Origin of the sequence: Chryseobacterium turcicum (assembly GCF_021010565.1) — a bacterium.
In the GTDB taxonomy this organism is placed as follows: Bacteria; Bacteroidota; Bacteroidia; order Flavobacteriales; family Weeksellaceae; genus Chryseobacterium; species Chryseobacterium turcicum.
On the sequence record NZ_JAJNAY010000001.1, the window covers coordinates 2,464,724 to 2,489,160 of the forward strand.

27 protein-coding genes and 1 pseudogene are annotated in these 24,437 nt (G+C 31.8%); 22 read left to right on the plus strand and 6 right to left on the minus strand.

Going from position 1 to position 24,437, the window contains the following annotated elements; translation table 11 throughout:
• Complete coding sequence (locus LO744_RS11195; RefSeq protein WP_230669347.1) at positions 1-1,431, minus strand: TolC family protein; 1,431 nt, start codon at positions 1,429-1,431, stop codon at positions 1-3.
• Positions 1,432-1,771: 340 nt separating this feature from the next.
• Between LO744_RS11195 and LO744_RS11200 the strand changes: the two genes are divergently transcribed.
• From LO744_RS11200 to LO744_RS11245, 10 genes and pseudogenes are all read left to right on the plus strand, one after another.
• Positions 1,772-2,062, plus strand: coding sequence for a DUF3817 domain-containing protein (locus LO744_RS11200; protein ID WP_230669348.1), 291 nt, complete (start codon positions 1,772-1,774; stop codon positions 2,060-2,062).
• Positions 2,063-2,747: 685 nt separating this feature from the next.
• Positions 2,748-3,128 (plus strand): hypothetical protein, encoded by a 381-nt coding sequence (locus tag LO744_RS11205; protein WP_230669349.1) that lies wholly within the window; start codon positions 2,748-2,750, stop codon positions 3,126-3,128.
• 106 nt (positions 3,129-3,234) lie between these two features.
• The gene (locus LO744_RS11210) at positions 3,235-4,650 is read left to right on the plus strand and encodes an aminotransferase-like domain-containing protein (protein ID WP_230669350.1); all 1,416 of its coding nucleotides are present in this window, start codon (positions 3,235-3,237) and stop codon (positions 4,648-4,650) included.
• A 79-nt stretch (positions 4,651-4,729) separates the two neighbouring features.
• Positions 4,730-5,515, plus strand: coding sequence for a PhzF family phenazine biosynthesis protein (locus tag LO744_RS11215; RefSeq protein ID WP_230669351.1), 786 nt, complete (start codon positions 4,730-4,732; stop codon positions 5,513-5,515).
• 385 nt (positions 5,516-5,900) lie between these two features.
• Positions 5,901-6,386: a hypothetical protein gene (locus tag LO744_RS11220; RefSeq protein WP_230669352.1), complete on the plus strand. Its 486-nt coding sequence runs from the start codon at positions 5,901-5,903 to the stop codon at positions 6,384-6,386.
• 11 nt (positions 6,387-6,397) lie between these two features.
• A complete protein-coding gene (locus tag LO744_RS11225) occupies positions 6,398-7,492 on the plus strand; it encodes a hypothetical protein (protein WP_230669353.1) in 1,095 nt (364 codons plus the stop codon).
• A gap of 140 nt (positions 7,493-7,632) precedes the next feature.
• Entirely contained in the window at positions 7,633-9,474 is a 1,842-nt protein-coding gene (locus LO744_RS11230) for a chloride channel protein (protein ID WP_230669354.1), read from the plus strand.
• Between the two features lie 282 nt (positions 9,475-9,756).
• Positions 9,757-10,489 (plus strand): annotated as a pseudogene (locus tag LO744_RS11235) (IS1595 family transposase).
• Positions 10,490-10,572: 83 nt separating this feature from the next.
• Entirely contained in the window at positions 10,573-10,728 is a 156-nt protein-coding gene (locus tag LO744_RS11240; protein ID WP_230669355.1) for a transposase, read from the plus strand.
• Positions 10,707-11,153: a transposase gene (locus LO744_RS11245; RefSeq protein WP_230669356.1), complete on the plus strand. Its 447-nt coding sequence runs from the start codon at positions 10,707-10,709 to the stop codon at positions 11,151-11,153. The genes LO744_RS11240 and LO744_RS11245 overlap by 22 nt, the downstream gene beginning before the upstream one ends.
• Before the next feature lie 13 nt (positions 11,154-11,166).
• Here the strand turns inward: LO744_RS11245 and LO744_RS11250 are convergent, their stop codons facing one another.
• Positions 11,167-12,015, minus strand: coding sequence for a hypothetical protein (locus tag LO744_RS11250; RefSeq protein ID WP_230669357.1), 849 nt, complete (start codon positions 12,013-12,015; stop codon positions 11,167-11,169).
• A 102-nt stretch (positions 12,016-12,117) separates the two neighbouring features.
• Between LO744_RS11250 and LO744_RS11255 the strand changes: the two genes are divergently transcribed.
• The 7 genes from LO744_RS11255 to LO744_RS11285 all read left to right on the plus strand — a co-directional run bounded on the left by LO744_RS11255 (position 12,118) and on the right by LO744_RS11285 (position 18,330).
• On the plus strand, positions 12,118-13,269 hold the full coding sequence (locus tag LO744_RS11255) for an ABC transporter ATP-binding protein (protein ID WP_230669358.1): 1,152 nt from the start codon (positions 12,118-12,120) through the stop codon (positions 13,267-13,269).
• A 21-nt stretch (positions 13,270-13,290) separates the two neighbouring features.
• Positions 13,291-15,168 (plus strand): DUF2254 domain-containing protein, encoded by a 1,878-nt coding sequence (locus LO744_RS11260; RefSeq protein ID WP_230669359.1) that lies wholly within the window; start codon positions 13,291-13,293, stop codon positions 15,166-15,168.
• 56 nt (positions 15,169-15,224) lie between these two features.
• Positions 15,225-15,749: a Crp/Fnr family transcriptional regulator gene (locus LO744_RS11265; protein WP_230669360.1), complete on the plus strand. Its 525-nt coding sequence runs from the start codon at positions 15,225-15,227 to the stop codon at positions 15,747-15,749.
• A 54-nt stretch (positions 15,750-15,803) separates the two neighbouring features.
• Positions 15,804-16,364, plus strand: a complete 561-nt coding sequence (locus tag LO744_RS11270; protein WP_230669361.1) for a DinB family protein — start codon at positions 15,804-15,806, stop codon at positions 16,362-16,364.
• Positions 16,365-16,689: 325 nt separating this feature from the next.
• The gene (locus LO744_RS11275) at positions 16,690-17,295 is read left to right on the plus strand and encodes a DUF2911 domain-containing protein (protein WP_230669362.1); all 606 of its coding nucleotides are present in this window, start codon (positions 16,690-16,692) and stop codon (positions 17,293-17,295) included.
• A 19-nt stretch (positions 17,296-17,314) separates the two neighbouring features.
• Positions 17,315-17,851 (plus strand): GNAT family N-acetyltransferase, encoded by a 537-nt coding sequence (locus tag LO744_RS11280; protein ID WP_230669363.1) that lies wholly within the window; start codon positions 17,315-17,317, stop codon positions 17,849-17,851.
• 110 nt (positions 17,852-17,961) lie between these two features.
• Positions 17,962-18,330 (plus strand): cupin domain-containing protein, encoded by a 369-nt coding sequence (locus LO744_RS11285; protein ID WP_230669364.1) that lies wholly within the window; start codon positions 17,962-17,964, stop codon positions 18,328-18,330.
• A 285-nt stretch (positions 18,331-18,615) separates the two neighbouring features.
• On the opposite strand, the gene LO744_RS11290 is transcribed toward LO744_RS11285, so the two are convergent.
• From LO744_RS11290 to LO744_RS11300, 3 genes are all read right to left on the minus strand, one after another.
• Positions 18,616-19,401, minus strand: coding sequence for a dienelactone hydrolase family protein (locus LO744_RS11290; RefSeq protein ID WP_230669365.1), 786 nt, complete (start codon positions 19,399-19,401; stop codon positions 18,616-18,618).
• Positions 19,364-19,519 (minus strand): hypothetical protein, encoded by a 156-nt coding sequence (locus LO744_RS11295; protein ID WP_230669366.1) that lies wholly within the window; start codon positions 19,517-19,519, stop codon positions 19,364-19,366. The genes LO744_RS11290 and LO744_RS11295 overlap by 38 nt, the downstream gene beginning before the upstream one ends.
• A gap of 381 nt (positions 19,520-19,900) precedes the next feature.
• Positions 19,901-20,170 carry a hypothetical protein gene (locus LO744_RS11300; protein ID WP_230669367.1) on the minus strand — a complete coding sequence of 90 codons (270 nt, stop codon included), beginning with the start codon at positions 20,168-20,170 and terminating at the stop codon, positions 19,901-19,903.
• 26 nt (positions 20,171-20,196) lie between these two features.
• On the opposite strand from LO744_RS11300, the gene LO744_RS11305 reads away from it, so the two are divergent.
• On the plus strand, positions 20,197-21,948 hold the full coding sequence (locus tag LO744_RS11305; RefSeq protein ID WP_230669368.1) for an RHS repeat domain-containing protein: 1,752 nt from the start codon (positions 20,197-20,199) through the stop codon (positions 21,946-21,948).
• A 15-nt stretch (positions 21,949-21,963) separates the two neighbouring features.
• On the plus strand, positions 21,964-22,413 hold the full coding sequence (locus LO744_RS11310) for a hypothetical protein (protein WP_230669369.1): 450 nt from the start codon (positions 21,964-21,966) through the stop codon (positions 22,411-22,413).
• Positions 22,414-22,484: 71 nt separating this feature from the next.
• Here LO744_RS11310 and LO744_RS11315 read toward each other — a convergent pair whose 3' ends face one another.
• Positions 22,485-22,853, minus strand: a complete 369-nt coding sequence (locus tag LO744_RS11315; protein WP_230669370.1) for a helix-turn-helix domain-containing protein — start codon at positions 22,851-22,853, stop codon at positions 22,485-22,487.
• A 114-nt stretch (positions 22,854-22,967) separates the two neighbouring features.
• On the opposite strand from LO744_RS11315, the gene LO744_RS11320 reads away from it, so the two are divergent.
• The 3 genes from LO744_RS11320 to LO744_RS11325 all read left to right on the plus strand — a co-directional run bounded on the left by LO744_RS11320 (position 22,968) and on the right by LO744_RS11325 (position 24,427).
• Positions 22,968-23,849: an IS5 family transposase gene (locus tag LO744_RS11320; protein WP_394799516.1), complete on the plus strand. Its 882-nt coding sequence runs from the start codon at positions 22,968-22,970 to the stop codon at positions 23,847-23,849.
• Positions 23,846-24,064: a transposase gene (locus tag LO744_RS20465; RefSeq protein ID WP_394799517.1), complete on the plus strand. Its 219-nt coding sequence runs from the start codon at positions 23,846-23,848 to the stop codon at positions 24,062-24,064. The genes LO744_RS11320 and LO744_RS20465 overlap by 4 nt, the downstream gene beginning before the upstream one ends.
• Positions 24,065-24,277: 213 nt before the next feature.
• A complete protein-coding gene (locus LO744_RS11325; protein ID WP_230669371.1) occupies positions 24,278-24,427 on the plus strand; it encodes a hypothetical protein in 150 nt (49 codons plus the stop codon).
• The last annotated feature ends 10 nt before the right edge of the window (positions 24,428-24,437 follow it).

Consider the following 24,437-nt stretch of genomic DNA (forward strand, 5'->3'; position numbering starts at 1 on the left):
TTAAGGAATGTAGTTGGTGATATTTTCAATGTTTCCTGTGACATAAAAATAAGTTACAATCACGGTTTGGTAAGCAACCAAAGAGGTGTAATATAATTTTTCGGCTTCGTACTGAAGCTGCAAAGCATCATTTACATCTTTTACAGAAGAAAGACTGTTTTCCATTCTCTTTCTTACCATTTCGGTGGTGGTATACGTCTGTTTTCTTGCTGCGTCAAATGTTTCGTTCTGTTCTTTAAAGCTAATTAATTTATTCTCAGAAATTTTAGTCGCCAAATTCACCGATTTTTGCTTTTGATTAATAAGAAGATCAGCTTCCTTTATTAATGACGCTGAAGCCAGGTTTCTGGATTTTCTTTCAGGGTCAAAAAGTGTCCATTGCATTTCTACCCCCACCAGCCAAGGTGGTGTAATCAGCGGAAGGTCATTTCTGAAAAACTGTACATTTCCAATGGCAAAAATATTAGGTTTAGAAAGTGATTTTGTAATATTATGGGTAGTTTCGGCTTCTTTCTTTTTACTTAATAATAGTTTTAAATCTGCATTTTTTTCTGTTGAAGAAAAATTAGGCACATCAATATTTTCATTCAAATCTTCATTAATTTCCAAAGATTCATCTAGAGAAACTCCCATAAGGTCTTTCAAAGTTAATAGAGCATTATCTTTTTCAAGTTTCAGATTTTTAAGATTGGTTTCGCCCTGAAGTTTTGTAATATTCGACCAGTTTTTCAAATAAGGTGGAATAAGCTCTGCTTTTAAAAGACTTTGCGCATATTTTTCATTATCAACAAGAGATTCTACAATTTTTTCCTGCTTTTTAATCATCGAATTCAGATACATCAACTGAATATAATTTAAAGAAATATTATAAGCTGTGAGGTCCTGAGAAGATTCAAGATTTGCTTTTCCGCTTTCTACCTGCTGTTTTGAAAGCTCTTTTGCTGCATTTAGTTTTCCTCCTAAATAAATAGGTTGACGCACTGCAATTCCTGCTAAAAAGTAACTTTGTTTGGTGATTGCAGGATTATAATTGGGATACACTGCACTGATAATATCTTTAGAGGTTTGATAAATCACATCCTTTACCGGTTGTGAAAGTTGATTTCCGGTAAGCTCCTGGTAAGCTGCATTTGCAGAATATACACTTTGATTGGCTGAACCTTCAACGATTCCGTCTTTTACCTGTTGTAAGTTAATTCTTATGGGTTCACCGATATAATTATAACCACCCAGGAAATCTGCTTTTGGCAGCCCGTTATTTTTATTCGATTGTAAAAGCTTTTCACGGGTTTCTAAGGATTGCTCTGCCAACTTTATAATGACATTGTTTTGTTTTCCCTTTTCAATACATTGTTGTAGGGTATATTGCTGACAAAACATTTTAGAGGAAATCATCAGAAAAGAAGCAAACAGGATTTTCTTGCACCTCATAATTTTCAAAATTTTCTATTAAAATATTTTACTGTTTAGAATTTTTTCGTAAGACAGTGTATATGATTTGTAGTGGTATAAATTTAATTAAAAAAATCACTAAAAATCGATTTAATATGTAATAATTTAGTCGCATTTTTATGCCTGATAAAAATGGAGATAAATTTTATTACTTTTTTTAATTATTACGCAGACATATATAAGAATTTTTGACAAAAAAGAAGAGGCTAATGATATACTCATTGATTTTGATAATCGAAATACGATAGTGTAAATTAAAAAAAAGATAAAATAAAAAATTTCAGCAAAAAAATAAATATTTTAAAACAACCATAATTTTATGATCAATCTATACCGCAAAACTGCAATCATCGAAGGTATATCGTATTTAATTTTACTTTTTATTGCAATGCCTATTAAATATATACTTGATATTGCTGAACCAGTAAAATATTTTGGCTGGATTCACGGGGTTTTATTTCTGTTTTATATGGTAATTTTAATCATTGCTTCTCTGAAATACCGTTGGAGCATTAAAAGAATGATTATTTACACGGTAGGATCGGTATTGCCTTTTGTGCCTTTTATTTTAGATAAAAATTTGAAAAAAGAATATCCTAATCATTCATAATGATTCCCAACGTGAAAATATTAAAAAGATCTAGCAGATTGTAGCTAAACTTATCTTAAATAAATCAGACCTAACAGATTAAAAAAACTTTTAGGTCTGATTTAGAGGCTGTTTACGTTTTATTAATTTTAATTCTGTAAGATTGGCTTTTAATTTTTTTTAATCATTTTTTTTAGTACATGACATTTTTTTTAACCGCAAAAGTGACAAAAGATTTTATTATGGATAAGTTATCCAAAAGCTAACAAAACAAGTGATAAAGTAAAAGAAACATTTTGTAAACTTTTGAACTTCTCTTTTTCTAATCATTTCTTTTGATGCTTTTGCGGTTAAAAAGAGATTTTAAGTTTTTGTCATGTACTAAATCATTTTTTATATAATTCTCGCAGATTCCCTTTAAATTTAGCAGATTAATAACAGACGAATTAATCTGCTTAATCAGCAAAATCTGCGAGATAAATTATTTCCATTTAAATGTAAACATTCTTAGTATACATTCCTTTATAAGCTAAGCAATCTCTTACTATAGAGTTCATTTTCATTATCAATTTTAAATATATCGATTCTAAAAAAAAGAGATTAAAGATTCTTTTTCCAACCTCAAACTGTATCCATTAAATAACTCATTTCTGTATCTGTAATTATTAAGCGACTGTAAATAAATTTGTTTTCATAAAAAAACAGTATGCCAACAATAATAAATGAAGAAACAGGTTTGGAATTTGAATCTATTCACCTTTCCGATTTAGCTAAAATAATAGATTTATACTTTGGGCAATTAGAAAAAAAATATGCTGACCGACCTAAACTCACAGAAGAATTCGGGTTTCCAATTGATAAGCTGACTCAAGGAAATCTCATCATTGGTTATTCCTATTTTACAATTGAAACTTCAGGTGAAATTATTTTCAAAGCAATCATCAATCCTGGAGATTCATCTGGAGATTTAGAAAATAAAATGATTAATTATTCTAGACAAAAGTATCTTTCAAAGAAGGAATTAGATCATAACGGAATGAGAAATTCGATCCACAGAATTGTAGATTGGCTAAACTGGTGCGGGTAAAACCAAGATTTAATGACAAAAATATGCTACCTTAATTTCAATCAACTATTTTTTGAGATTTAAAAACATAATTTTAATAAATTTACAAGAAACAGAACGTAAAATAATGGCGAAGGAAATTTTATATGTAAAAATTGCAAAGATTTTAGAAGATCAGATTCTGTCGGGAACTTTGAGAATTGGGGACAAAATCCCATCAATCCGTTCTGTTCAAAAAATTTATGATGTAAGTCTCAATACTGTAAAATTGGCTTTTTTGGAATTAGAAAGCAAATCTCTCATTGAATCGAGACCCAAGTCTGGTTATTATGTGAGCAAAACATCACAAAGAAAATTTGCGTTACCTTCTGTAAGCAAACCAGAAATTTGCGAGAAAGAATCTAATCCTGAAGACCTCATCAGTAAAGTGTTTGATACTTTACACCATAAAAACATAAGACAATTTTCGCTGGGAGTTCCTGATCCCGGTTTACTTCCCATTGCAAAATTGAATAAAGGAGTTATAAAAGCCATAAGGACTATGGAAGATAGCGGTACAGCTTACGAACCTGTGGAAGGCAACCTTAATCTTAGAAGAAATGTTGCAAAATGGTCTCTTGTTTTAGAAGGAAAACTCTCTGAAGATGATATCATAACCACTTCTGGAACAATGAATGCTATTTTTAATTGTTTGATGGCAGTGACCAAGCGAGGCGATACATTAGCGATTGAGAGCCCTGTTTATTTTGGAATTATACAGAGTGCAAAAGCAATGGGTCTAAATGTGATTGAATTACCAACTCATCCGATTACAGGCGTAGATATTGAAGTTTTAAGAAAAAATATTCATAAAATAGATGTTTGTTGCTTTATCAGCAATTTCAGTAATCCTTTGGGCTCTTTGATGCCTGAAGAAGTGAAAAAAGACTTGGTAGAATTGCTTACGTATCACAATATTCCGTTGATAGAAGATGATTTGTACGGCAATCTTTACTTTGGTACAAGCAGACCTAAACCTTGCAAAGCATTTGATGAAGCGGGAATCGTGATGTGGTGCGGATCAGTTTCTAAAACCTTAGCGCCCGGTTACCGAGTAGGTTGGGTGGCTCCAGGAAAATACAAAGAAAAAATCTTGCGTCAAAAACTTATTCAGACTATTTCTACACCACCTCTATACCAGGAAGTTATCGCAGATTTTATGGAAAACGGAAGATATGATCATCATTTAAGAGGTTTTAGGCAAAAACTTCATACCAACTGCCTCAAATATCAAAGAGCTGTTGAAGAATATTTCCCTGAAAACACCAAAATATCTCAGCCTCAAGGCGGATTTGTACTTTGGCTGGAATTAGATAACAGAATTGATACCGCAAAATTGTATGATGTTGCTGTAAAACAAAATATATGTTTTGCTCCTGGTCGTATTTTCACACAACATGACCAGTTTAATAATTGCATGAGACTAAATTTTGCTTTAAAATGGGACGAAAGTCTTGAAAGTGATTTAAAAAGATTGGGAGCAATCGTTAAGAATGTGCTCTAAACTGTATCCATTAAATTACACATTTCTGTATCTGTAATTAGTGAAGTTTATTTCTGAACTTTGACTTAAAATCAAAACAATGAAAATAAAGATATATCAGGTCGATGCATTTACTGATGAAGTATTTAAAGGAAATCCTGCAGCAGTTTGCCCTCTCGAAGAATGGTTGCCGGAAGAAACTTTACAGAAAATTGCCGCAGAAAATAATCTTGCAGAAACTGCATTTTATGTTCCAAAAGAAGACGGTTTTGAAATCAGATGGTTTACACCTACCGTAGAAGTCGCTTTGTGCGGGCATGCAACTTTGGCAAGTGCTTTTGTGTTGCATCATTTAGAAGGATTTAAAGGAGATTTAATTCACTTCTATTCACTTCATAGTGGAACCTTAACCGTGGAAATTAAAGAAAGTCAATTTTTACTTAATTTTCCTGCAGACCAATATTCTGAAACTGAAACAACGGATGAGTTATTAAATGCTACTAATAAAATACCGTTTGCTGCATTTAAAGGAAAGACAGATTATCTGCTGGTTTTCGATAATGAAGAGGATGTTATTTTACTACAACCCAATTTAGAAATTATTTCAAATTTAGATGCGAGAGGGATTATTGTCACTGCAAAAGGCAAAGACAGCGATTTTGTATCTAGATTTTTTGCTCCAGCTGTCGGAGTAAACGAAGACCCCGTTTGTGGTTCAGCACACACCACTCTTACTCCATATTGGGCAAAAGTATTTCAGAAAAATGAACTTACTGCCATTCAACGCTCAAAAAGAAGTGGAAAACTACACTGTAAATTGCTCAACGACAGAGTTGAATTAGGTGGAAATGCAGTTCTGTATATGGAAGGACACATTTCAATTTAATTAAGAAATTCTTGATATTTAGAGACTGTTTAAGTTCTATTATTCTAAAATTCTATAGAGTTGATTTTTTATATAATTCTCGCAGATTATATAGTTTTAACAGGTTAAAATTGAAAAGCAAATCTGTTGAGCTGTAAAATCAGCGAGATAATTGTTTTATTTAAATTTAAATAAGCGCTTAAACACCATTAAATAAAGCAATAAACCACTGAACAACAACTATTTAAAAAAATAAGCAAATAAGTATAAAAATAATTCTCTCTTATTCTTTGAAAGAAAACCTGTCAATTATAAAAGAAAAAGAGACCTAACATAAATCATTAAACTCTATCTTTCTGATACAAGCTTTTTTAACTATTTTTACTTCAAAATATATAAATAACTTATGAAAAAAATAGTATTCGCTGGATTAGTGATTTTAGGAGGATTTGCAACAATAAATGCACAGTGTAAAACAGTCTCTACTCTTACAGAAAACTTCGATTCTTGGAAAGAAATTAACAAATGTTGGACGGCTCTACCAGGGAAAGCAATGCTTTATGCTAGTGAAAAAAAGATTGTATTCTATTCGATGAACAGTCCGAAAGAAAACATGTATTTGGTGACTCCAAAAATTAAAGCCGGAAAATATACATTGACTTTTGATGCGTCAGACAATGGAGGTGAAACTTCAATGGAATTGTTCACTATCAACAATGCATCTGACCCTAAATCTTATGTTTCAATAGCTAAATCTTCAAAAATAACTGGAACTAAAAAAACATTTGATGTTACTTTAAAAAAAGATTCTAATTTAGGATTGAAAGTTGTATTAAACGGAATACATCAAGCGGTTTACGTAGATAATTTTTCTTTGACTCCGAAAAAGTAATTCGTTACCCTATGAAATTCAGTGTTTTATTCTTTACTATTGTTTCTTTTACATCAATCACTTTTGGCCAACAATTAGTTACCAAAGCAAAATTCGATACCATCGAGTATGTAGAAGATGTAGATTGGCATAGTGAAGATATTTACTGTGCGGGTTTCAGTTTTAAAACAGTAATTAATGACGGAAATGCATGCGATGCTTATCTGATACATTATGACACCCAGCTGAAACCCAAATGGACACTGAAATTAAATGATTATCACACCAATAAAATTTTTGCAGTAAAAAGGTATAAAGACAAAATTTACGCTCTGGTTATTCAAGGCAAAGCTATCGGCTCCGATGAAGATGTTTTTATGAAATTATTTACCATTAATCTGAATGGTGAGATTGAGGATAAAGTAACTTTCGGGCGTACTTTCAACAGTCCTTCCAATTTAGTAATCAACGGCTCGAATTTGATTTTCGGATATAGAATTACAAACAGTACAAGCTACTCTACCGACTTTAAGTGTGAAATCATTAATTATAATCTCGATACCAAAAAATTTGTACGCCATACAAGTACACAATATCTGGCAACCCCAAAGAAAATAGTAGTCGATAAGTCGAATATTTTTCTCTTCGGAAACTATATTCATCCCAATCAGCCTAATATTATGGTTTACAAAAATGGAAAATACTCTGAAATTTCTTTAAAATCACCCAAAACGGAATACTTTCTCGACAGTTATATCAATAAAAATACCCTGACTGTGCTTTGCGCATTTCCTGGAGAGTATGGGGATAAACGTACTTATTTAAAATATTATTACCTCAACCTGGCTACTAATGCCATTACTTCAACTGCTATTCCTTATGAAAAATTAGGTTGGAGTGATTTGAATTTTGACACTTTTACTCAGGGAGAATCTTCATGGTTGATTGTAGAAGATGCGAAAACAAAAACATTACAATATGTTCTCATTGATAGTAAAGGAAAGGTAACAAAGACCTTAAATTTTGACCAAAATAATGGAAATGGCGCATGGGAAAACTATATCATCAGAGACGGTATGTTGTTAAATGCAAATGCTGATGGAATTAAAATGTATAAAACTGAATAAAAATTAAACAGATTTAGCATCTAATTTTTGGAAAGCTGGAGACTGTTTTAAATAATCGGGTTTATATCGGGTAAGAGTTGTCGATACATTTTAATACCTTTGCGGGTAAGTATATCAATAATTACTTCATTTTATTCAAAATGAATTTCCAAAACAAAAAAAAGTTCGTAAGTTTTCTTAAGTTCAGAAGAGATTTTCAGCAATATGGTCTCAAAAAAGCACGCAGCTATGAGATTATCCTTCATTGGCTCAAGAAACATTTAAGCAGAAATCAATTTCTTATTCTCTCGGGTATTCTGGTAGGATGCACTGCGGGTTTGGCAGGAGTTATTTTAAAAACATTTGTACACAATATTCATCATTTTATTACCCATGAGGTACATTTTGAATATCAGATTATATTTTATATCGTATTTCCATTTCTTGGAATTGTTTTAACAGCAGCTATTGTAATTGCCTTATTTAAAGGTCAAGACAAAAAAGGAATTGGCGCCATATTATATGAAATTGCCCAAAATTCAAGCATTGTCTCGAATGTAAAAATGTATTCACAGATAATACAAAGTGCGGTTACCGTTGGCCTTGGTGGTTCTGCCGGAATCGAAAGCCCGATTGCTGTTACCGGTGCGGCGATTGGTTCTAATTATGCAAGAACTTATAGACTAAGCTATAAAGAACGAACACTTCTTTTGGCTGCAGGTGCCACTGCCGGAATTGCTTCTGCATTCAACGCTCCGATTGCCGGAATTATGTTTGCATTCGAAATTCTGCTTACTGGAGTTGTATTTACAGATTTTATTCCTCTTGTTGTAGCGGCAGTTTGTGGAAGTTTATTATCAAGAATATTACTTCAGGAAGACGTTTTATTCAGATTTTATACCCGTGAACCATTTGATTACTATAACGTCCCTTATTATTTAATTCTTGGTCTTATTACGGGGTTATATGCAAGATACTTTGTAGTTGTCTCTCAAAAAGTAGAACATTTCATCAATGGCTTACAGCTTTCAAGACTAAAAAAAGCCATGTTTGGTGGTGCCATACTTTCTTTGTTGTGTGTACTTTTCCCGCCCTTATTTGGTGAAGGCTATGATACGGTGAAAGATTTCACAAATGGTAACATCGATTTGGTGATGAACAACAGCCTTTTCAGATATTTTGAAATAAAAGAATGGACAGTTATTCTGTTTCTGGTGTTAGTTTGTCTTTTAAAAGCCTTCGCAACTTCATTTACTATTTTCAGTGGTGGAAATGGTGGAAATTTCGCTCCTTCCCTATTTGCAGGAGGTTCTGTGGGATTTTTATTTGCCTTTATCTGTCAAACCTTAGGATTTTCTAATGTTCCCGTAACCAATCTTATTTTAGTAGGAATGGCCGGAGCAATGAGCGGCGTACTGTATGCTCCTCTTACCGCAATATTTCTGATTGCAGAATCTAGTTTCGGATATGATTTGTTTATTCCATTAATGATTGTTGCCGTGATGTCTTATCTTATTGCCAAATGGTTTGCCCCTATTTCACCTGAATTAAAAAACTTAGCAGACCAAGGCAAAATATTTACTCATAAACACGATAACAATCTTTTATCTTCATTGCAAACCAGAGACTTCATCGATTTTAATTCTCAGATTATCCATGAAAATTCTTCATTACAAGAACTGTATGACATCATCAGTAACGGAAAAAAGAACAATTTTGCAGTTGTAGATGATGAAAATAAATTGAAAGGTGTTCTTACGTTAGATGACATCCGTCCTTATTTATTTAATGAAAACCAAAAACTGGATATTTCTAAACTCATCAAAGTTCCGGATGGGTTTGTGCATCTCAATGATAAACCTGTAACCATTATTCAGCTATTTGATGATACTGATACCTGGCATCTTCCGGTTGTGGATGATGAAAATAGATTTATCGGATTTATTTCAAAATCAGCCATGCTTACAAGTTACAGACAGCTATTGAAAGATTATTCTTCATAGAAATACCTTTTTTTACCGAGTTTATTTTTAAAAGTAAAAATTTTCCTAAAAAATGGGGAGCTAAAACTTACTGTTGAAACAAAAAACAGTAGAAAAGCCAAGGATAAATACAATGATTGCTTTTTTGAACATTTGAATTTGCTTTGCGGGGCAATATCAGTAAATCGTTCATTTTGTGACTTGTAATAGGTAATTTTTAAAGATTATAATTGTTGTTTTTTATTTATGAATATCCGTAATCATTAATAACTTTGTGTATTTGACTGTAATTTAATACGTTATATGGATGCATTTAGTTTTACGGCTCATTTTGGTACTGAGGCAGATTGCAGAATTCATTTTAAAGAGCAGAGAGATAAAATTGGGGTGCATTGTAAATGCGGTCACAATGAGCATTTCTGGATTAAAAGTATTTGGAGCTACGAATGTAAAAAGTGTCGTAAAAGAATTTCCTTGAAAAGTGGAACGATTATGCAGAACTCTAATCTTTCCTTTTTAATTTGGTACAAAACCATGTTTCTGATGAGCGTTACCAAGAAAGGTTTTTCGTCTAAAGAAATCCAGAAGCAATTGGGATTAAAGCGTTATGAGCCAGTTTGGGCGATGGTTCATAAACTAAGAAAAGCAATGGGAACTCGAGATGAAAGATATACCTTGGAAGATATGATAGAATTTGATGAAGGATATCTCACAGTAGAATCGAGCGAGATTGAGCAAGACAAAGGGATTCGAGGGCGAGGTGCAGCGGGGAAACAAAATGTTGCTGTAATGGCTGAGCCTACTCCTTTGGAAAATGTTGAAACTGGTGAAAAGTCTAAGTCTTGCAGATATTTTAAAGCTAAAGTTTTAGAAACCCATCTATCCTTAGAAATTAAAGAATCTATCAATAATGAAAGAAATCAAAAGAAAGTACTTACAACTATACTTGAATGAATTTATCTACAAGCTAAACCGAAGATATTTTGGAGACCAACTATTCGAAAGGCTCATTATTGCTAATATTATTGCGGTATGAGTAAAAACGGATATACATAAAAAAAAGAGTAAGAGTTAAACTTTGAATAAATTGTCATTTTAGAGTTGCAAAACAAAATAGCAATGTATTCAACAGATTTAACCCAAACTCAGTGGCAATTTATAAAAAAAGCATTAGATTTCGATGATAGAAAGCGGAAATATGATTTACTTGTCATTTGGAATGCGATTCTTTATCTCGTGAAAACAGGCTGTCAATGGCGGCTATTACCTTGTTGAATGGTTATGATGGGGCTAAAAAAATAAAAGGAATCAAAAGACATGTTGTGGTAGACAAAAATGGATTTTTATTAGCAGTAATGGTCAGTGTTGCTAATATTCATGACAGTAAAGCATCAATACTGTTGATGAAAACCCTTCAATACTTATTGATTCCTCTTAAGGTAATTCTTGCTGATGGAGGTTACAGAGGTGAGATTATTGAGGAAATAAGAATTAAGTTTAATTATATCATTCAAATCGTTATGCGGAGTGAGAAAAAAATAAAAGAATTTAAGCCTATTCATAAACGATGGATTATAGAACGTACATTTTCTTGGTTTGATAACGACAAAAGACTCTGTAGAAATTATGAACTTCTCATGGAATCATCTGAAAATATTGTCAAATTATATGCTATAAAATTATTATTGAACAAAATTTAAACAGACTCTTAAACTAATTAATTTTGTAATAAGGTTCATTAAAATATTTACTTGGTTTAAAATAAATGATTTGTCTTTCTGCATCAAAAATCCAGTTGAATCTTCTCAATAAATCAGCACCGAAATAACTGACTTTTTGTGTTTTCAAATCTCCTACAAAAAATCCTGCGGAAATATCTTTTAAAACGGTATTTCCAAGCTTTAGAAAAGGTAAAATTCCTTGTTTTGTAATAACGCTTTTTCCTGCAGAATTTTTTAATGTTTTTTCTCCGGTAACTTTTAGCTTTTTCTCTAATTCTTTTCCGTCTGCAAATTCGTTACTATAAAGAATTCCGCCAGAATAGCCTGATTGTAATAAAAAATAAACTTCCTGTTGTCTATTATCAAGCACATTATCAGCGACAATATAAAACTGTCCGTTTTCAAAAAACAACGGAGTTGATTCATATCCTTTTAAGTCAGGCATTTTATCATAAATTACAAACTGGTTTTTATCATAATCGATTTTAAAAGTTTTTCCTTTAAAAATTCCGGTTCCTATTTTTCCATCGGCTTCATGACCGGTCAGTTCATTATCAAAAAATCTGATGTTCTCGTATTTTTTATTGCTGATTTTTATTGTATTTCCGTCACTTATTTCATCTTTAAATTTGATATGGTCTGCTTTTCTGATTCTGTTCGGAGAAATTGAAGCATCTTCCATTGCAATCTGGAACATCAGATGAAGCGAATCTTTATCATTTACCAAAGTTTTTACGATGATGTTATTGTGTTTTGTGATTCTAAAAGGAATCGTTTCCTGAGCCTGTAATAGCGCTAAACTCACCATAACTGATAAACCGAATGCAATTTTTTTCAACATTTTAAATAGAAATTTCACCAAATATAATCATTAAATTTATCTCTATAAATTGATTTAATTATTGTTAAATTTTCTATATATTAGAATCACTAAATATAACAAATGACGAAACATCAACATCGTGTGAACGAAGTGTATCATTTTTTTGATAATAAAGATACTGTTCTGGGTTTCAGAAAACTACTCGATTGCGCCATGGATACACAAAACATGAAGATTTACAGAGAAGCTATCGAACTTACCGACTGGAAAGAAAAATTCCCAACTTACACCGAAGAATTGATAGAAAAATCTAAAATTCTCCTTCATAAAATTGAAAAAATTCCTGTTCAGGAACATGTAACAGAAAAATCTGTCTTACGAGCAAGAAATATCTTAAAATCCTATGGAAATAATCGTTTTTCGCTTGGTCCGGTTTCTATGGAAATCAACAAAGGCCAGGTGTATGGTTTGGTAGGTGAAAACGGAAACGGAAAAACCACGTTATTGAGAATTTTGGCTAAAGAAATTTCTTTTAATGAAGGTGATCTGCATTTTTCTTTCAACACAGAGCCCAAAGACGATTATGACCTTTGTACGAAACTTGTTTACATCCCGCAACGTACAGAAAAATGGTATGGAAGCCTGAAAGATAACCTAAAATTTGTACTTTCTAATTACGGTATAAAACCTGAGGAAAATGAAACCCGAACGTTAATGATGATTGCCCGTCTTGGACTTTGGAATTACAAACATCTGAAATGGAGCGAGCTTTCTTCGGGCTATAAAATGCGTTTTGAATTGGCTCGAACCCTTCTTAGACAACCCGAAATCCTACTTTTAGATGAGCCTTTAGCTAATCTTGATGTTTTGGCGCAACAGGTGATTCTTGAAGATTTGAAATCTATCGCCAACTCGGTCAATAATCCGATTGCGTTAATTTTAAGTTCGCAGCAGTTGTATGAAGTAGAAAAAGTTTCAGACAAAGTTATTTTCTTGAAAAACGGACAGTATAAAGACAATTCTGAATTAAATAATTCGGAAAATGAAGGATTGATTATCGAAATCGATACGCAAAGCTCACGTGAAAATCTTTTGGAAGTTTTTAAAGCTTTTAATTTGGATAAATTGAATTTTAACGGCGGTGTCCATGTCGCATATTTCTCTGCCGATACCGAGTTTTATGATGTAATGGTTGCTTTGGGAAATGCAAAAACCGACATTGTTTACATCAGAAATATTTCGTCTTCTACGAGAAGGTTTTTCGTTAACTAATCATCATTAATTCAAATTACAATGCAAAAAATAAATAAATTTAATCAGTATCTCCTCGAAAAATATCCTACGATTTGGAACACCAAATTAGTCTGGATGCTTATGGCAGGTTTTATGGTGCATATTCTATTTTTTATCATCGGTTATATTTCACATATCAACCCAAAATCATTGCAGACATCAAATGTAACCAACGATTATTTCAATGATGGGATTATTTTAGTACATCTTATCATCTCTATTTTGATGATTGTGGGCTGGCTGATTATGATGTTTAAAAACAACGCTTTCAAAAACTTTTATCCCAGCTCAAAAGGCAAACTTTTTTCACAGTTCTTTCAGTATTTTGTGATTATTTTTGTTTGTACTACTTTTTACTTTTCTTACATGATTGGTTTCAAGATGTATATAAATAATAAATATCCTGATGCCGAGATGAAAGAAAATATTGAAGTTGTCAACCGCGGAAATGCTTTTTTAAGTCAGAATTTAGAATTATATACCTTAGACAACCGTCTTTCACCAAAACCATTTTACAATTTATATTGCGAAACTAATATAAAAAAAGTAGACCGTACAAAGAAATATTTTGTTTTTTATGACAGAGTGTATCAATACAATTCTGTTTATTCAAAAACATCTTACAAAAAGAATAAAGACAAAGAGTTTATTGTTCCAGAGCCTGAAAAAACGGAGAATAAAGAAGTTATTTACTCTGAAACGAATGACAATAAATCGGAAACCTTTTACTTTAAAAAAGATGTGGTCGATGTTTCTCAATATATAAAATATGAAGGGTTTAGCTTTTATAATTTTTCAGAATTATTTTATGAATACAAATCTGAACACTATGATTATAGCGCCATCAATTATTACGATAAAAACCATATCGATTACGAAAACCTTTTATTAAAAAAGAAAAAAGCAGAGGTTAACAGAAAAACTGCCGAACTTTTAGATAAAAATAATGCCGTTGAAGTTGAAAAATTGCTTTCTCAGTTTTTAAAGATATCCACTCAATTTGCCATTGAAAATAATTTGGATGCAAAGCAATGGAGTAAAATGGTGTATGCACCACAAGATTTTAAAGTGCGTTATTTCATCAAAAAATATAAACCGATAAGAGGGCAAGAGTATAATCCAGATAATTCCGAGTATTATGATGATGCTTCAGTTGCGGTAGATTCAGCAGTAATTGCGGTAGATGAAGATGCTGCAATAGTAAATGAAAACGGTCAGATTGTTGACGACAGTATTTTGATAAAAGATTTTAATCCGGAGCTCGATAAACAGATTTCTCCTGAAGAATATTTTAAAAAGAATATCACAGATTATTACTATAATTCTGATGATTTGAAAGATTTTTTGGTAAGTGTAGATGATGTGAAAACTTTCGATTTTTTCTCTGCAAATATTCATATTTATCTTTGGATTGCTTTTTTCTTAGCTACATTTATTTTCAGTTTTAGAATTACAGGTTTAAAATCACTATTATTTAGTGTAATTTCGGCAGGATTACTTACTTTGGCAATTACCTTGGTAACGGTTCTATACTCGGTGTCAATTACAGGAAAAGAAGAGTTTTTTGTAGCCTATTTAACGTTGATACTATCGATTTTTATACTTTCGGTACCCGTTTTTATGATGAATAAGTTTAATAAACTCGTTACTTCAATCTTTGTAAATATTTCATTGAATGGCTTCGTCTTATTTGTTTTCCTGATTTTTGGGATTATCACGATTCATCAAAAAGAAGCATGCCGAAATATTGATGATTACTGTGAAAACATTATAGAGGTTTTAGGATTTGCATTGAGTTACCTTATTTTAATTTTCGGTTTTCTTTTTGTGTTTTTCTATACAAAAGTTCTCCAGAAATGGAAAGCGAGACCAGAATAAACTTATTATAATCTAAGCCTCATAACTGTTTATGAGGCTTTATACATCTTCAGAATATGAGTATTCTTCAAAAATTATTAAATTCCGATTTATTTAAAAAGAAAATGACGTTGAGCCGATATCAATATTTATCTATTGAGGCTGAAATTAATACCAATATTTATTTTATTGAAAGCGGAAGTGTTAGGATATTTATCAGAGATAAAGATGAGGAAAGGATTATTAGGTTTGGTTATTTTGGAAATATTATCGTGAGCTTAGATTCATTTTTATCAGGAAAACCATCTGATTTTTTTATTCAAACGCTTAAAAAGACAGAAATCAGGATGGCTTCAAAAAAAGACTTTTATGAATTTATACACTCTTCTGATGAAAACCTGAAATTCTGGATATTGATTTTAGAAGATTTAGTTCTGCAACAGATGGAAAGAGAAAAAGATTTATTAATAAATTCTCCAAGAGAACGCTATGAAAGAGTTTTGAAGAGAAGTCCTCAACTTTTTCAGGAAATACCTAATAAATATATTGCCAATTACCTCAGAATGTCACCTGAAACTTTATCAAGGCTCAAAAAATCTTGATTTCAATCAAGATTTATCATGTTCCAAAATCAGAAATTTGTTATAAAAATTGACATGAAAATTCCTACCCAACAATTGCTTAATGATTTAAAAATAATAACAGAACAAAACGTACAACTTGTTGAAAGTCTTTTAAGTGAAACGGAAGAAAAACTCAATTTCAGACCTTCAGAAAAAAGCTGGAGTATTTTGGAGTGTATTGAACATCTGAATCTTTATGGCAAGTTTTATATTCCGGAAATTGATAAGAGAATTCAAAATTCAAATACAAAAGCTACAGAAAATTTCAGTTCAGGATTTTTAGGAAACTACTTTGCCAATAGCATGCTTCCAAAAGAAAAACTGAATACAATGAAGACTTTTAAATCAATGAACCCCATTCACAGTACACTTGACAGAAGTGTTTTAAATGAATTTATTTTACAGCAAAAACAGACGATTAATCTTTTAAATAGGGCTGAAAATATAGATTTGAATACAGTAAAAACCAGCATCAGTATTTCAAGTTTTATCAAATTGAAGCTTGGTGATACTTTTCGGGTGGTAATGTATCATAATGTAAGACACATCGAGCAGGCAAAAAGAATTTTAAAATTAACAAACTTTGTTGAGTAGAGCGTGATTGCGAATGGGAAATATTCTCATTTTTTTTTAAAATGTACTATTTGTACTAAAAAATAATCAATATAATAACGAATATCTGCAATTAGTAATACTTTAGTTTTAACGGTTTATTTGTCTTTCCGTAGGAATCTAAACTACTTTATTTTCTAGTATATTGAGATTCCTACCGGAATGACAAAGTGTATGCTGATTCTAATGTTATGATTAAAACAGAGAGTCATATAAATAATTAGAGAAATTTAATTTAACAAAATTTATCAATCTCAAAAAGTGATTTATAAGCTCGATTTTGTAATTTTATCAAAATTTAAAAAAAGTGAAAAAATTATTATTTGCAGTTTGCATATCGGCTTCAATTTTCAGTTTTGCACAAGATTATTCTGTACCGGCAGCAAGCCCGCGTCAGAAAGTAGAGCAGCAGTTTTCAATGTCAAAAGTCTCTGTAGATTATGGAAGACCGGGAGTAAAAGGACGTAAAATCTTCGGAGAATTGGTTCCTTACGGACAAGTTTGGAGAGCGGGCGCAAATTCATCTACAAAAATTACATTCGGACAGTCGGTAAACTTTGGTGGTAAAACTGTTCCGGCAGGAACTTATGGTTTATTTATCGTACCAACAGAAAAAGACTGGAAAGTTATTTTAAATAAAGATTTCCAACAGTGGGGAGCTTATACATACGACCCAAAACAGGATGTTGTAGACGTTACAGTTCCTGTTAATAAATTGGCAGACAAACAAGAGTGGTTTGAAATTACTTTAAACCCAACCGATGAAAACTCTGGAAATTTGGTAATCAAATGGGATACTGTTCAAGCTGAAATAGCGTTAAAGCCTGCAAAACCTGAAGCAGTAACGAAAATTGCTGAAAAATTAAAAGAAATCAAAAAAATAGAATCTGACGCTGCAAAAGCAAAAGGCTAAGATTCAAATTGATAAAAAGATGAATTTTTCTATTCAGCTCGTTTTAGAAAACGAAGAATATCAATTAATCCCCTTACAGCAAGGGGATTTTGACTTATTGTACGAGGTAGCTTCTGACCCTAGAGTTTGGGAGCAACATCCTAATAAAGACCGGTATCAAAGAGAAGTTTTTGAAAACTTTTTTAAAGGAGCGATGGAAAGCGAAGGTGCTTTTAAAATCATTGAAAAATCCAGTAGAAACGTTTTGGGAAGTACCCGTTTTTATGATTTTGATGAAAATAAAAACTGCATTTTTATTGGCTACACTTTTTATGGGACAAAATCTTGGGGAAAAGGCATCAATCCTCAAATTAAAAAACTGATGTTGGATTATATTTTCCAATTTGTAGAAAAGGTTAATTTTCATATTGGAAAAGAAAATTTCCGTTCTCAGATTGCATTAGAAAGACTAGGTGGAAAAAAAATTGCGGAAGAAGAAGTAGCGTATTTCGGAGAACCTACAAGAACCAATTTTATTTACGAAATAGCAAAAGAAAATCATTTTAAAGTTGATTAAACTGAAATGAATTCTCTCGCAGATTTAGCAGAATACGCAGATTAATTTTAGGAATTAAAATCTGCTCAATTAGCTAAATCTGCGAGAAGTTAATTAAACAAAATATCATCATGAAAAAATATAAAATTCAGAAATCCCCATTTGTAGTTCCGACTACTGACGGAAAAGTGATAGAAGAACATTGGGGAAATTCAACCCAAAATTCAAATATTTCTATTGCGCACATGGTTGCTCCTCCAGATTGGAGTGAACCTCATCAAACTCCAGAGTTTGATGAATTTACCATCATTATTTCCGGCAAAAAACAATTTGAAATTGACGGAGAAGAGGTGATTTTAGAAAAAGGACAAAGTATTTTGATAGAAAAAGGAGCAAGAATCCGTTACAGCAATCCGTTTTCAGAACCTTGCGAATATATTGCAATCTGTCTTCCGGCTTTTTCGATGGATTTGGTGAATAGAGAAGAAGAAATAATTTAAATATATGGCGTTACAAATTTGCCCAAAGTGTAAAGAGAACTCTTTTACATGGTTTATCAACGGAAAGTCTCATTTGACAAGTTGGAGTTGTTTTGACTGCGATTATGAAGCGAAAGAAAATGAAAGCGATAGATGTGTCTGTGAAAGTTGTGAGACGAAAACAAAGATTAAGTTGAAAGATAAGGAAACTGAATACTGGTGGTGTTCTAGTTGTAATACAATCAGTGATTTATAAATAGAAACAACCTCAGTAATTGAGGTTGTTTTTAGTTTATTGTAGTTCAATTATTTCAAAATTTCTTTCAAAAATAAAAGCGTATGATTCCAGGCTCTTTTTGCCATCACTTCATTATAATCGGGAGATTTTGGGTCTGTAAAAGTATGTTTTGAATTGGCATACGTAATGATTTGCCAATCCGCTTTACCGTCATTCATTTCTTTAACCAGATTATTGTAATCTTCCGGCGTCACACTTTTATCTTCTGCAGGATTTTCAACCAAAATTTTAGTTGAGATAGCTTCATTTGGTCTCGATTGGTCTTTTCCAATGCTTCCATGAATGGAAACAACACCCGCAACAGGCAACTTTCCTCTTGCAGATTCTAAAGCACCAGTTCCACCGAAGCAATAGCCAATCACAGCAATTTTATCGGTAATGGCTCCGTTTTTCTTCAATTGTTCCAAAGCTAAAGAAATTCTTTTCTGATAGGCTGCGAAATCTTTTTTGTAAAATCCGGCAGTTTTTGCAGCTGAAGCATTATCAGTAAGAACATTTCCTTCGCCATAAATATCAGCAATAAACGCAATGTAACCTTGTTTCTCTAAATCTGCTGCGGCAGTTTTAGCTTCATCATCAATTCCTTTCCAGGCGGGAAGAATCAATACTCCCGGAAGTTTTTTTCCTGCATTAGATGTTACTAAACCATTCAGTTTTTGCGAACCATCCTGATAAGATACAGGTTTTAAATTCTGGCTAAAAACCGTTGTTGAAATGAGTAAAGCTATGTACAGCAAGATAGATTGAAAAGATTTTTTATTTAAGGATTTCCCATTTATTGTTTTTGTATTCATAAGTTGTAATATTTTTGGTGTCATTTATTTCTATTTTGTAAGGAGTCTTGAACAAAACTTCTATAGGAATTGGAATTTTTAATTTGCTGTTTTCTGAGGCGAGAATCTTAACTTTCATTATTTTTGGATCGTAATATTTTTTGATGAAATTATATATTTCATAATCTATAATTTTACGATATTCATCAAAATCATCATTTGGAATTTTCGTTGAAAGATAGATTTCTTTAATAGGTCACGATTTTGGATATCCAAATTGTAGCTCACTATCATTTTTTGAGATTGTTTTATGATAATTATGATTATTTTTGAAGAAAGGCTCAGATTATAAAATCCGAGCCCTAACTTTTCAACTTACACACTTCCTGGGATAGTGTCTTATTATCGAAAGCTTTCACGTATCCATCTTTAAATGTACTCATAAAACCCTTCAGCATGCCCCGTTTTTAATGGTTTCTGGGCGCAATTACATCTTATCCAATTATATTTTTATCCATTTTTACATTTTAATATATCCTATAGTACCATTATCTATAATTTTTTTCCAACCGTGTAATTCTTCATTAGTTATTTGAATTGTATTATTATCTGAAATATAATATAATTCATCACCATTTGGATAATTGTATAAGGGCTGTTCTTCTAACCTCTTACTATTTGATTTTAGAGTTGGGTTACTTGTTTGAAACATCCCATTAGAAGAAGAACTAGGGATTTCAAATAAAGGAGTTATGCTTACTACATTATTTAAATCTTGATTTAATTCCAAACTACTTATTTTTTCAGACCTTTTATTTGAGTATCTTATTTCCCAACAAAAAAAAGGTATCCCAAAATAATCCTTTAAAAAGATATGGCTATGTATATGATGGATTAAATAGACTGAAAGCAGGCTTTTATCAAAAGGCAGGTACTGAAGCATCCAAAGAATATTTTGAAAAAATAGAATATGATCTTAATGGCAACATTAAAAGGCTAAAAAGATCAGAAGGTACTCTTCAGAACGGTAGTATTGCCTTGCAAGTTGATAATCTAAAATATGATTATGTAGGAAACAGATTGACCAAAATTACAGATGAGCAGGAAAATCCGTCAGGATATCCGTATTTTGTAAATCCAAATGATATTGAATATGACAATAATCAGGCTAATGGAAATGGCAATATGACCAAACATTTAGATAAAGGTATTTCATCAATTCAGTATAATTATTTAAATTTACCAAAGCAGATTACTCAAAATACTCAGGTAACCAATTATCTTTACCGGGCAGACGGAGTAAAACTAAAGAAGCTCTTTGCAGATATTGAAACCAATTATCTGGATGGTTTTCAGTATAAAGCTTTGAAGCCATCGCAGGAAAATCCTGGTGGCTTGGTAGGCCCTGATGATATTGCGGTGATGAAACTGAGAATTATTCCAACATCAGAAGGATATTTTGATGCGGTTACAAATCAGTACATTTATAATTACACCGATCATTTAGGAAATATACGGTTGAGCTACACTGACACCAATAAAGATGGAATTATTCAGCCAAGACAATATTTCGTAAGTGAGTGTAGTGGTAATTGGAATCCTCCATTTGAATTTCCTATATGTATAGATAACTGGAAACCAGGCGAGATTGTAGAAATTAACAATTACTATCCATTCGGATTGATGCATAATTATACAACTACCACGCAGAATGCTTATCAATATAAGTACCAAGGACAGGAGTTGCAGGAAACAGGAATGTATATGTTTAAGTACAGAACATATATGCCTGACACAGGTCGGTTTATTCAGTTAGACCCATTGACGGAAAAATTTCCTTACAATTCTACCTATGCTATTCAAGAGAATAAAATGGGCATGGGTATCGAATTAGAAGGTCTTGAATTACTTAAAACAAATTCCGGTTATTTTGCTATTAAAGGAAATCAAATGACTGTTAAACAAGCTCCCATCACACAAAGAGATTCCTTCGGAAGACCATCTTTCAGAGCAGGAGATATTGGATTAACGACAAGCGGATATAATTCTAATGGTGCAAGAATTACGGACGGAGCAACTGGGCTAAAACTTAATTCTTATAAATATAATGGTGCAACAGATTCAGAGCCAAAAATGGAGGGTTTAAATAGGGATAATTTACCTACTAATGTTTGGTATAAAATGTATATTCCTGCTGCTGACAATGCGAGAAAAGCTGTAGGAGGTTTGAAAGAGCTAATAAAAAATGCAAAAATGGCTTTAGACATTCCTGAAGCAATAAAAAGTACAAATGATTATGTACAAGCAACAAAAGATGTAAACTCTGTTTTAGATCAAGCGGGAATTATGGGAGACGCTATCAACTATGTAGATTCGAGCGGGATAAAAATGGGTCCCCAAACTCGTAATGATGTTGTTAATTTTGTTTTTGATGGAACCCTACCTCCGGGAACAGATACACAAAACGGTCTTATTATTCAGAATGGAACTTCAATATTAAATTCTAATAGTATACCTGTTCGTCCTACCCCCGAACAAATTAATCAGAAAAAAATAGATAATTTATAAATATATTCCACAGTCATGAAGATAATTAAATTTACAATTATATTACTTATTTTCTTTAGTACCAGTTGTGTAAACAAAAAAAATAAGGATGAGCAACAAATAAAAGAAACTGTTCAGGAATTTTGGAAAAAAGCTAAAATAAATGATTTTGAAGGCTATAAAAAGTTAGTCGAGGATCCTGATGTTTTTTTAGGATCAATGCAGGCAGAACTTAATTTTATTCATAAAAATTATGATCAAATAAATCCTAATGATATACTTTTAAAGAATATTAAGGTAAAAGATACAAGTATTGCAGGACCTAATGTGCATCAAAAATATGTACAGTATATAATAAAAAAAGAAAATGACAGTAATTATCTGAAAAAACCTTTAATTATTACATTATTATTTTATAAACCCGTGGGATATAATAAAATATTTAATAGGAAAATATTACAAAACCATATAGGATGGGATAAATAAAAATCCCTCCCGCACGATTGTATCGTGTAGCAGATAAATAAAAACCCTCGCAAAATGCGAGGTTTTTTGTTTTATAGTGCAGCTACATTTTTATTAAAGAAGTCTTTAAATTTTTTCTTTGTAAGCATTGTTTCTACAATCTTAAAGACGGTTGTTTTATCTTCTTCGTCTAATTGCTGAATAAGTTGCATTTGTTCAATGGTATTTTTATCATCAAAAGTTACTTCATTAGGAATCTCTCCCTCAAAGTTTACTAGATCGTCGATAGTCATATTAAAAAATCTTGCAATTTTTCCCACAGCTTCAATAGATAAATCTCTGTCATCTGTCTCTACTCTGGAGTAATTAGAACGATGCATTGCAATTAAATCCGCAATCGCTTGTTGAGTTAAACCCTTTTCCTCACGTATTTTTTTTATGTTTTTGCCGATGTGTTGCATATGATAAACTTTACACGAAGTTATCTAAAAAGCACAAATTATACAATATAAGACCATTGCACGGTGAAACTTCAGAAACAATATACCTAATACATTGTTTATCAATTAAATAATATGTATTTTCAGGTTATGAAAATAGAGAAGTCTCCAAGTTTTGCAGATACCATTTGCGATTTACGAGTTCGGAAAATAAAAAGTGTTTTTTTCACTCAGATTGATGTTTTAATCGATTGGGGATTGATTAGCAACATCATCAATAAATATTATGCTAAGGGTAATAATGTGGTTGGAAATCCAAGCTACGATGGACTTTTGCTTTTCAAAATGAGTCTATTACAGATGTGGTATGGTTTGAGTGATTATGAAGTTGAAGAACGTATTAATGATTCGATATCTTTCAGTAAATTTTGTGGTTTAACATTGGAACAAACATCTCCTGATCATAGTACTTTGAGTAGGTTTAGAAGCAGAATGACTGAGAAAAAAGGCTGCGAAAAATTATTAAAAGAGTTTAATCGACAACTGGAAAAACATCAAATCATTGTTAAAACAGGAGCTATTGTGGACGCTTCTGTGATTGATACCCCATTGAAACCGAAAGGAAAATCGAGTTATGAAGCTGCGGAAGACCGAAAAGAAGATGAGAGATCGGAGGGGAATTTGGAGAAAGAAAAGGCAGAAAAAATATCATTAAAAATCTTAAAACCCAGTGTAGATACCGATGCAAGTTGGATTAAGAAAGCTGGAAAACTTCGCTATGGTTACAAAAAGCATCACGTTACCGATGAAAATGGGTTAGTTTTAGGAATTTTAACAACATCAGCAAATGTGAATGAGATTTCGAATTTAGAAGAAGTTTTGGCGACAGCGGATTTACCAAAAGGGACTATAATTTATGGTGACAAAGGCTATCAATCCTCAAAAAATGAAGAATTATTAAAAAAGAAAAATCTCAAGAACAGAATTCTAAAAAAGCAAAAAAGAACAAACCATTGAGCGAAATCGAAAGGAAATTTAATAAATTATGTGGCAAAGTTCGTTACAAAGTAGAACGTACTTTTGGTAGTATTCGGCGTTGGTTTAATGGTGGTACAGCACGATACAAAGGAATTAAAAAGATGCATGCGCAGAATTTATTAGAAGGTTTAGCCTATAATTTATATCGAAGTCCAGCCATAATTATGCCTAATGCTCTAAAAAACGAGAAATAGTACGTGAAACAAACAGAAAAAAGCACTTTATCTACAAAATAAACAAAAAATTAAGACCAAATTAAAAATTAAACTTCGAAAAATTTATAATATTTGATGATGTTTAATTGTGCAACGGTCTTAATATGTGTTAAATTAATAAAATAAATGTTGTTGAAATGATACTTTTATTTTACTTTTGTAATGTATCAAAATAACACAACATAAGCTTTTATGGAAATCTCCGCAATCAAAGAACGTTTAAGTTTATCCGAAGTTCTGCAACATTACAGTTTACAACCTAAAAACTCGATGCTGAAATGTTTTATGCACGAAGACAAAACGGCAAGTGGATATGCAAATAAAAAATCCAGTATAAGTTAAGCAGCATTTT

What these genes read in the sequence shown, in the direction of transcription:
- LO744_RS11260 (WP_230669359.1), top strand. Translation starts at nt 13,291, where the DNA reads ATGCAAAAAATAAATAAATTTAATCAGTATCTCCTCGAAAAATATCCT.
- LO744_RS11230 (WP_230669354.1), top strand. Translation starts at nt 7,633, where the DNA reads ATGAATTTCCAAAACAAAAAAAAGTTCGTAAGTTTTCTTAAGTTCAGA.
- LO744_RS11285 (WP_230669364.1), top strand. Translation starts at nt 17,962, where the DNA reads ATGAAAAAATATAAAATTCAGAAATCCCCATTTGTAGTTCCGACTACT.
- LO744_RS11265 (WP_230669360.1), top strand. Translation starts at nt 15,225, where the DNA reads ATGAGTATTCTTCAAAAATTATTAAATTCCGATTTATTTAAAAAGAAA.
- LO744_RS11200 (WP_230669348.1), top strand. Translation starts at nt 1,772, where the DNA reads ATGATCAATCTATACCGCAAAACTGCAATCATCGAAGGTATATCGTAT.
- LO744_RS11210 (WP_230669350.1), top strand. Translation starts at nt 3,235, where the DNA reads ATGGCGAAGGAAATTTTATATGTAAAAATTGCAAAGATTTTAGAAGAT.
- LO744_RS11205 (WP_230669349.1), top strand. Translation starts at nt 2,748, where the DNA reads ATGCCAACAATAATAAATGAAGAAACAGGTTTGGAATTTGAATCTATT.
- LO744_RS11310 (WP_230669369.1), top strand. Translation starts at nt 21,964, where the DNA reads ATGAAGATAATTAAATTTACAATTATATTACTTATTTTCTTTAGTACC.
- LO744_RS11270 (WP_230669361.1), top strand. Translation starts at nt 15,804, where the DNA reads ATGAAAATTCCTACCCAACAATTGCTTAATGATTTAAAAATAATAACA.
- LO744_RS11290 (WP_230669365.1), bottom strand. Translation starts at nt 19,401, where the DNA reads ATGAATACAAAAACAATAAATGGGAAATCCTTAAATAAAAAATCTTTT.
- LO744_RS11195 (WP_230669347.1), bottom strand. Translation starts at nt 1,431, where the DNA reads ATGAGGTGCAAGAAAATCCTGTTTGCTTCTTTTCTGATGATTTCCTCT.
- LO744_RS11280 (WP_230669363.1), top strand. Translation starts at nt 17,315, where the DNA reads ATGAATTTTTCTATTCAGCTCGTTTTAGAAAACGAAGAATATCAATTA.
- LO744_RS11325 (WP_230669371.1), top strand. Translation starts at nt 24,278, where the DNA reads ATGGAAATCTCCGCAATCAAAGAACGTTTAAGTTTATCCGAAGTTCTG.
- LO744_RS11295 (WP_230669366.1), bottom strand. Translation starts at nt 19,519, where the DNA reads ATGAAAGTTAAGATTCTCGCCTCAGAAAACAGCAAATTAAAAATTCCA.
- LO744_RS11240 (WP_230669355.1), top strand. Translation starts at nt 10,573, where the DNA reads ATGTATTCAACAGATTTAACCCAAACTCAGTGGCAATTTATAAAAAAA.
- LO744_RS11320 (WP_394799516.1), top strand. Translation starts at nt 22,968, where the DNA reads ATGTATTTTCAGGTTATGAAAATAGAGAAGTCTCCAAGTTTTGCAGAT.
- LO744_RS11220 (WP_230669352.1), top strand. Translation starts at nt 5,901, where the DNA reads ATGAAAAAAATAGTATTCGCTGGATTAGTGATTTTAGGAGGATTTGCA.
- LO744_RS11245 (WP_230669356.1), top strand. Translation starts at nt 10,707, where the DNA reads ATGGCGGCTATTACCTTGTTGAATGGTTATGATGGGGCTAAAAAAATA.
- LO744_RS11225 (WP_230669353.1), top strand. Translation starts at nt 6,398, where the DNA reads ATGAAATTCAGTGTTTTATTCTTTACTATTGTTTCTTTTACATCAATC.
- LO744_RS11250 (WP_230669357.1), bottom strand. Translation starts at nt 12,015, where the DNA reads ATGTTGAAAAAAATTGCATTCGGTTTATCAGTTATGGTGAGTTTAGCG.
- LO744_RS11315 (WP_230669370.1), bottom strand. Translation starts at nt 22,853, where the DNA reads ATGCAACACATCGGCAAAAACATAAAAAAAATACGTGAGGAAAAGGGT.
- LO744_RS11215 (WP_230669351.1), top strand. Translation starts at nt 4,730, where the DNA reads ATGAAAATAAAGATATATCAGGTCGATGCATTTACTGATGAAGTATTT.
- LO744_RS11255 (WP_230669358.1), top strand. Translation starts at nt 12,118, where the DNA reads ATGACGAAACATCAACATCGTGTGAACGAAGTGTATCATTTTTTTGAT.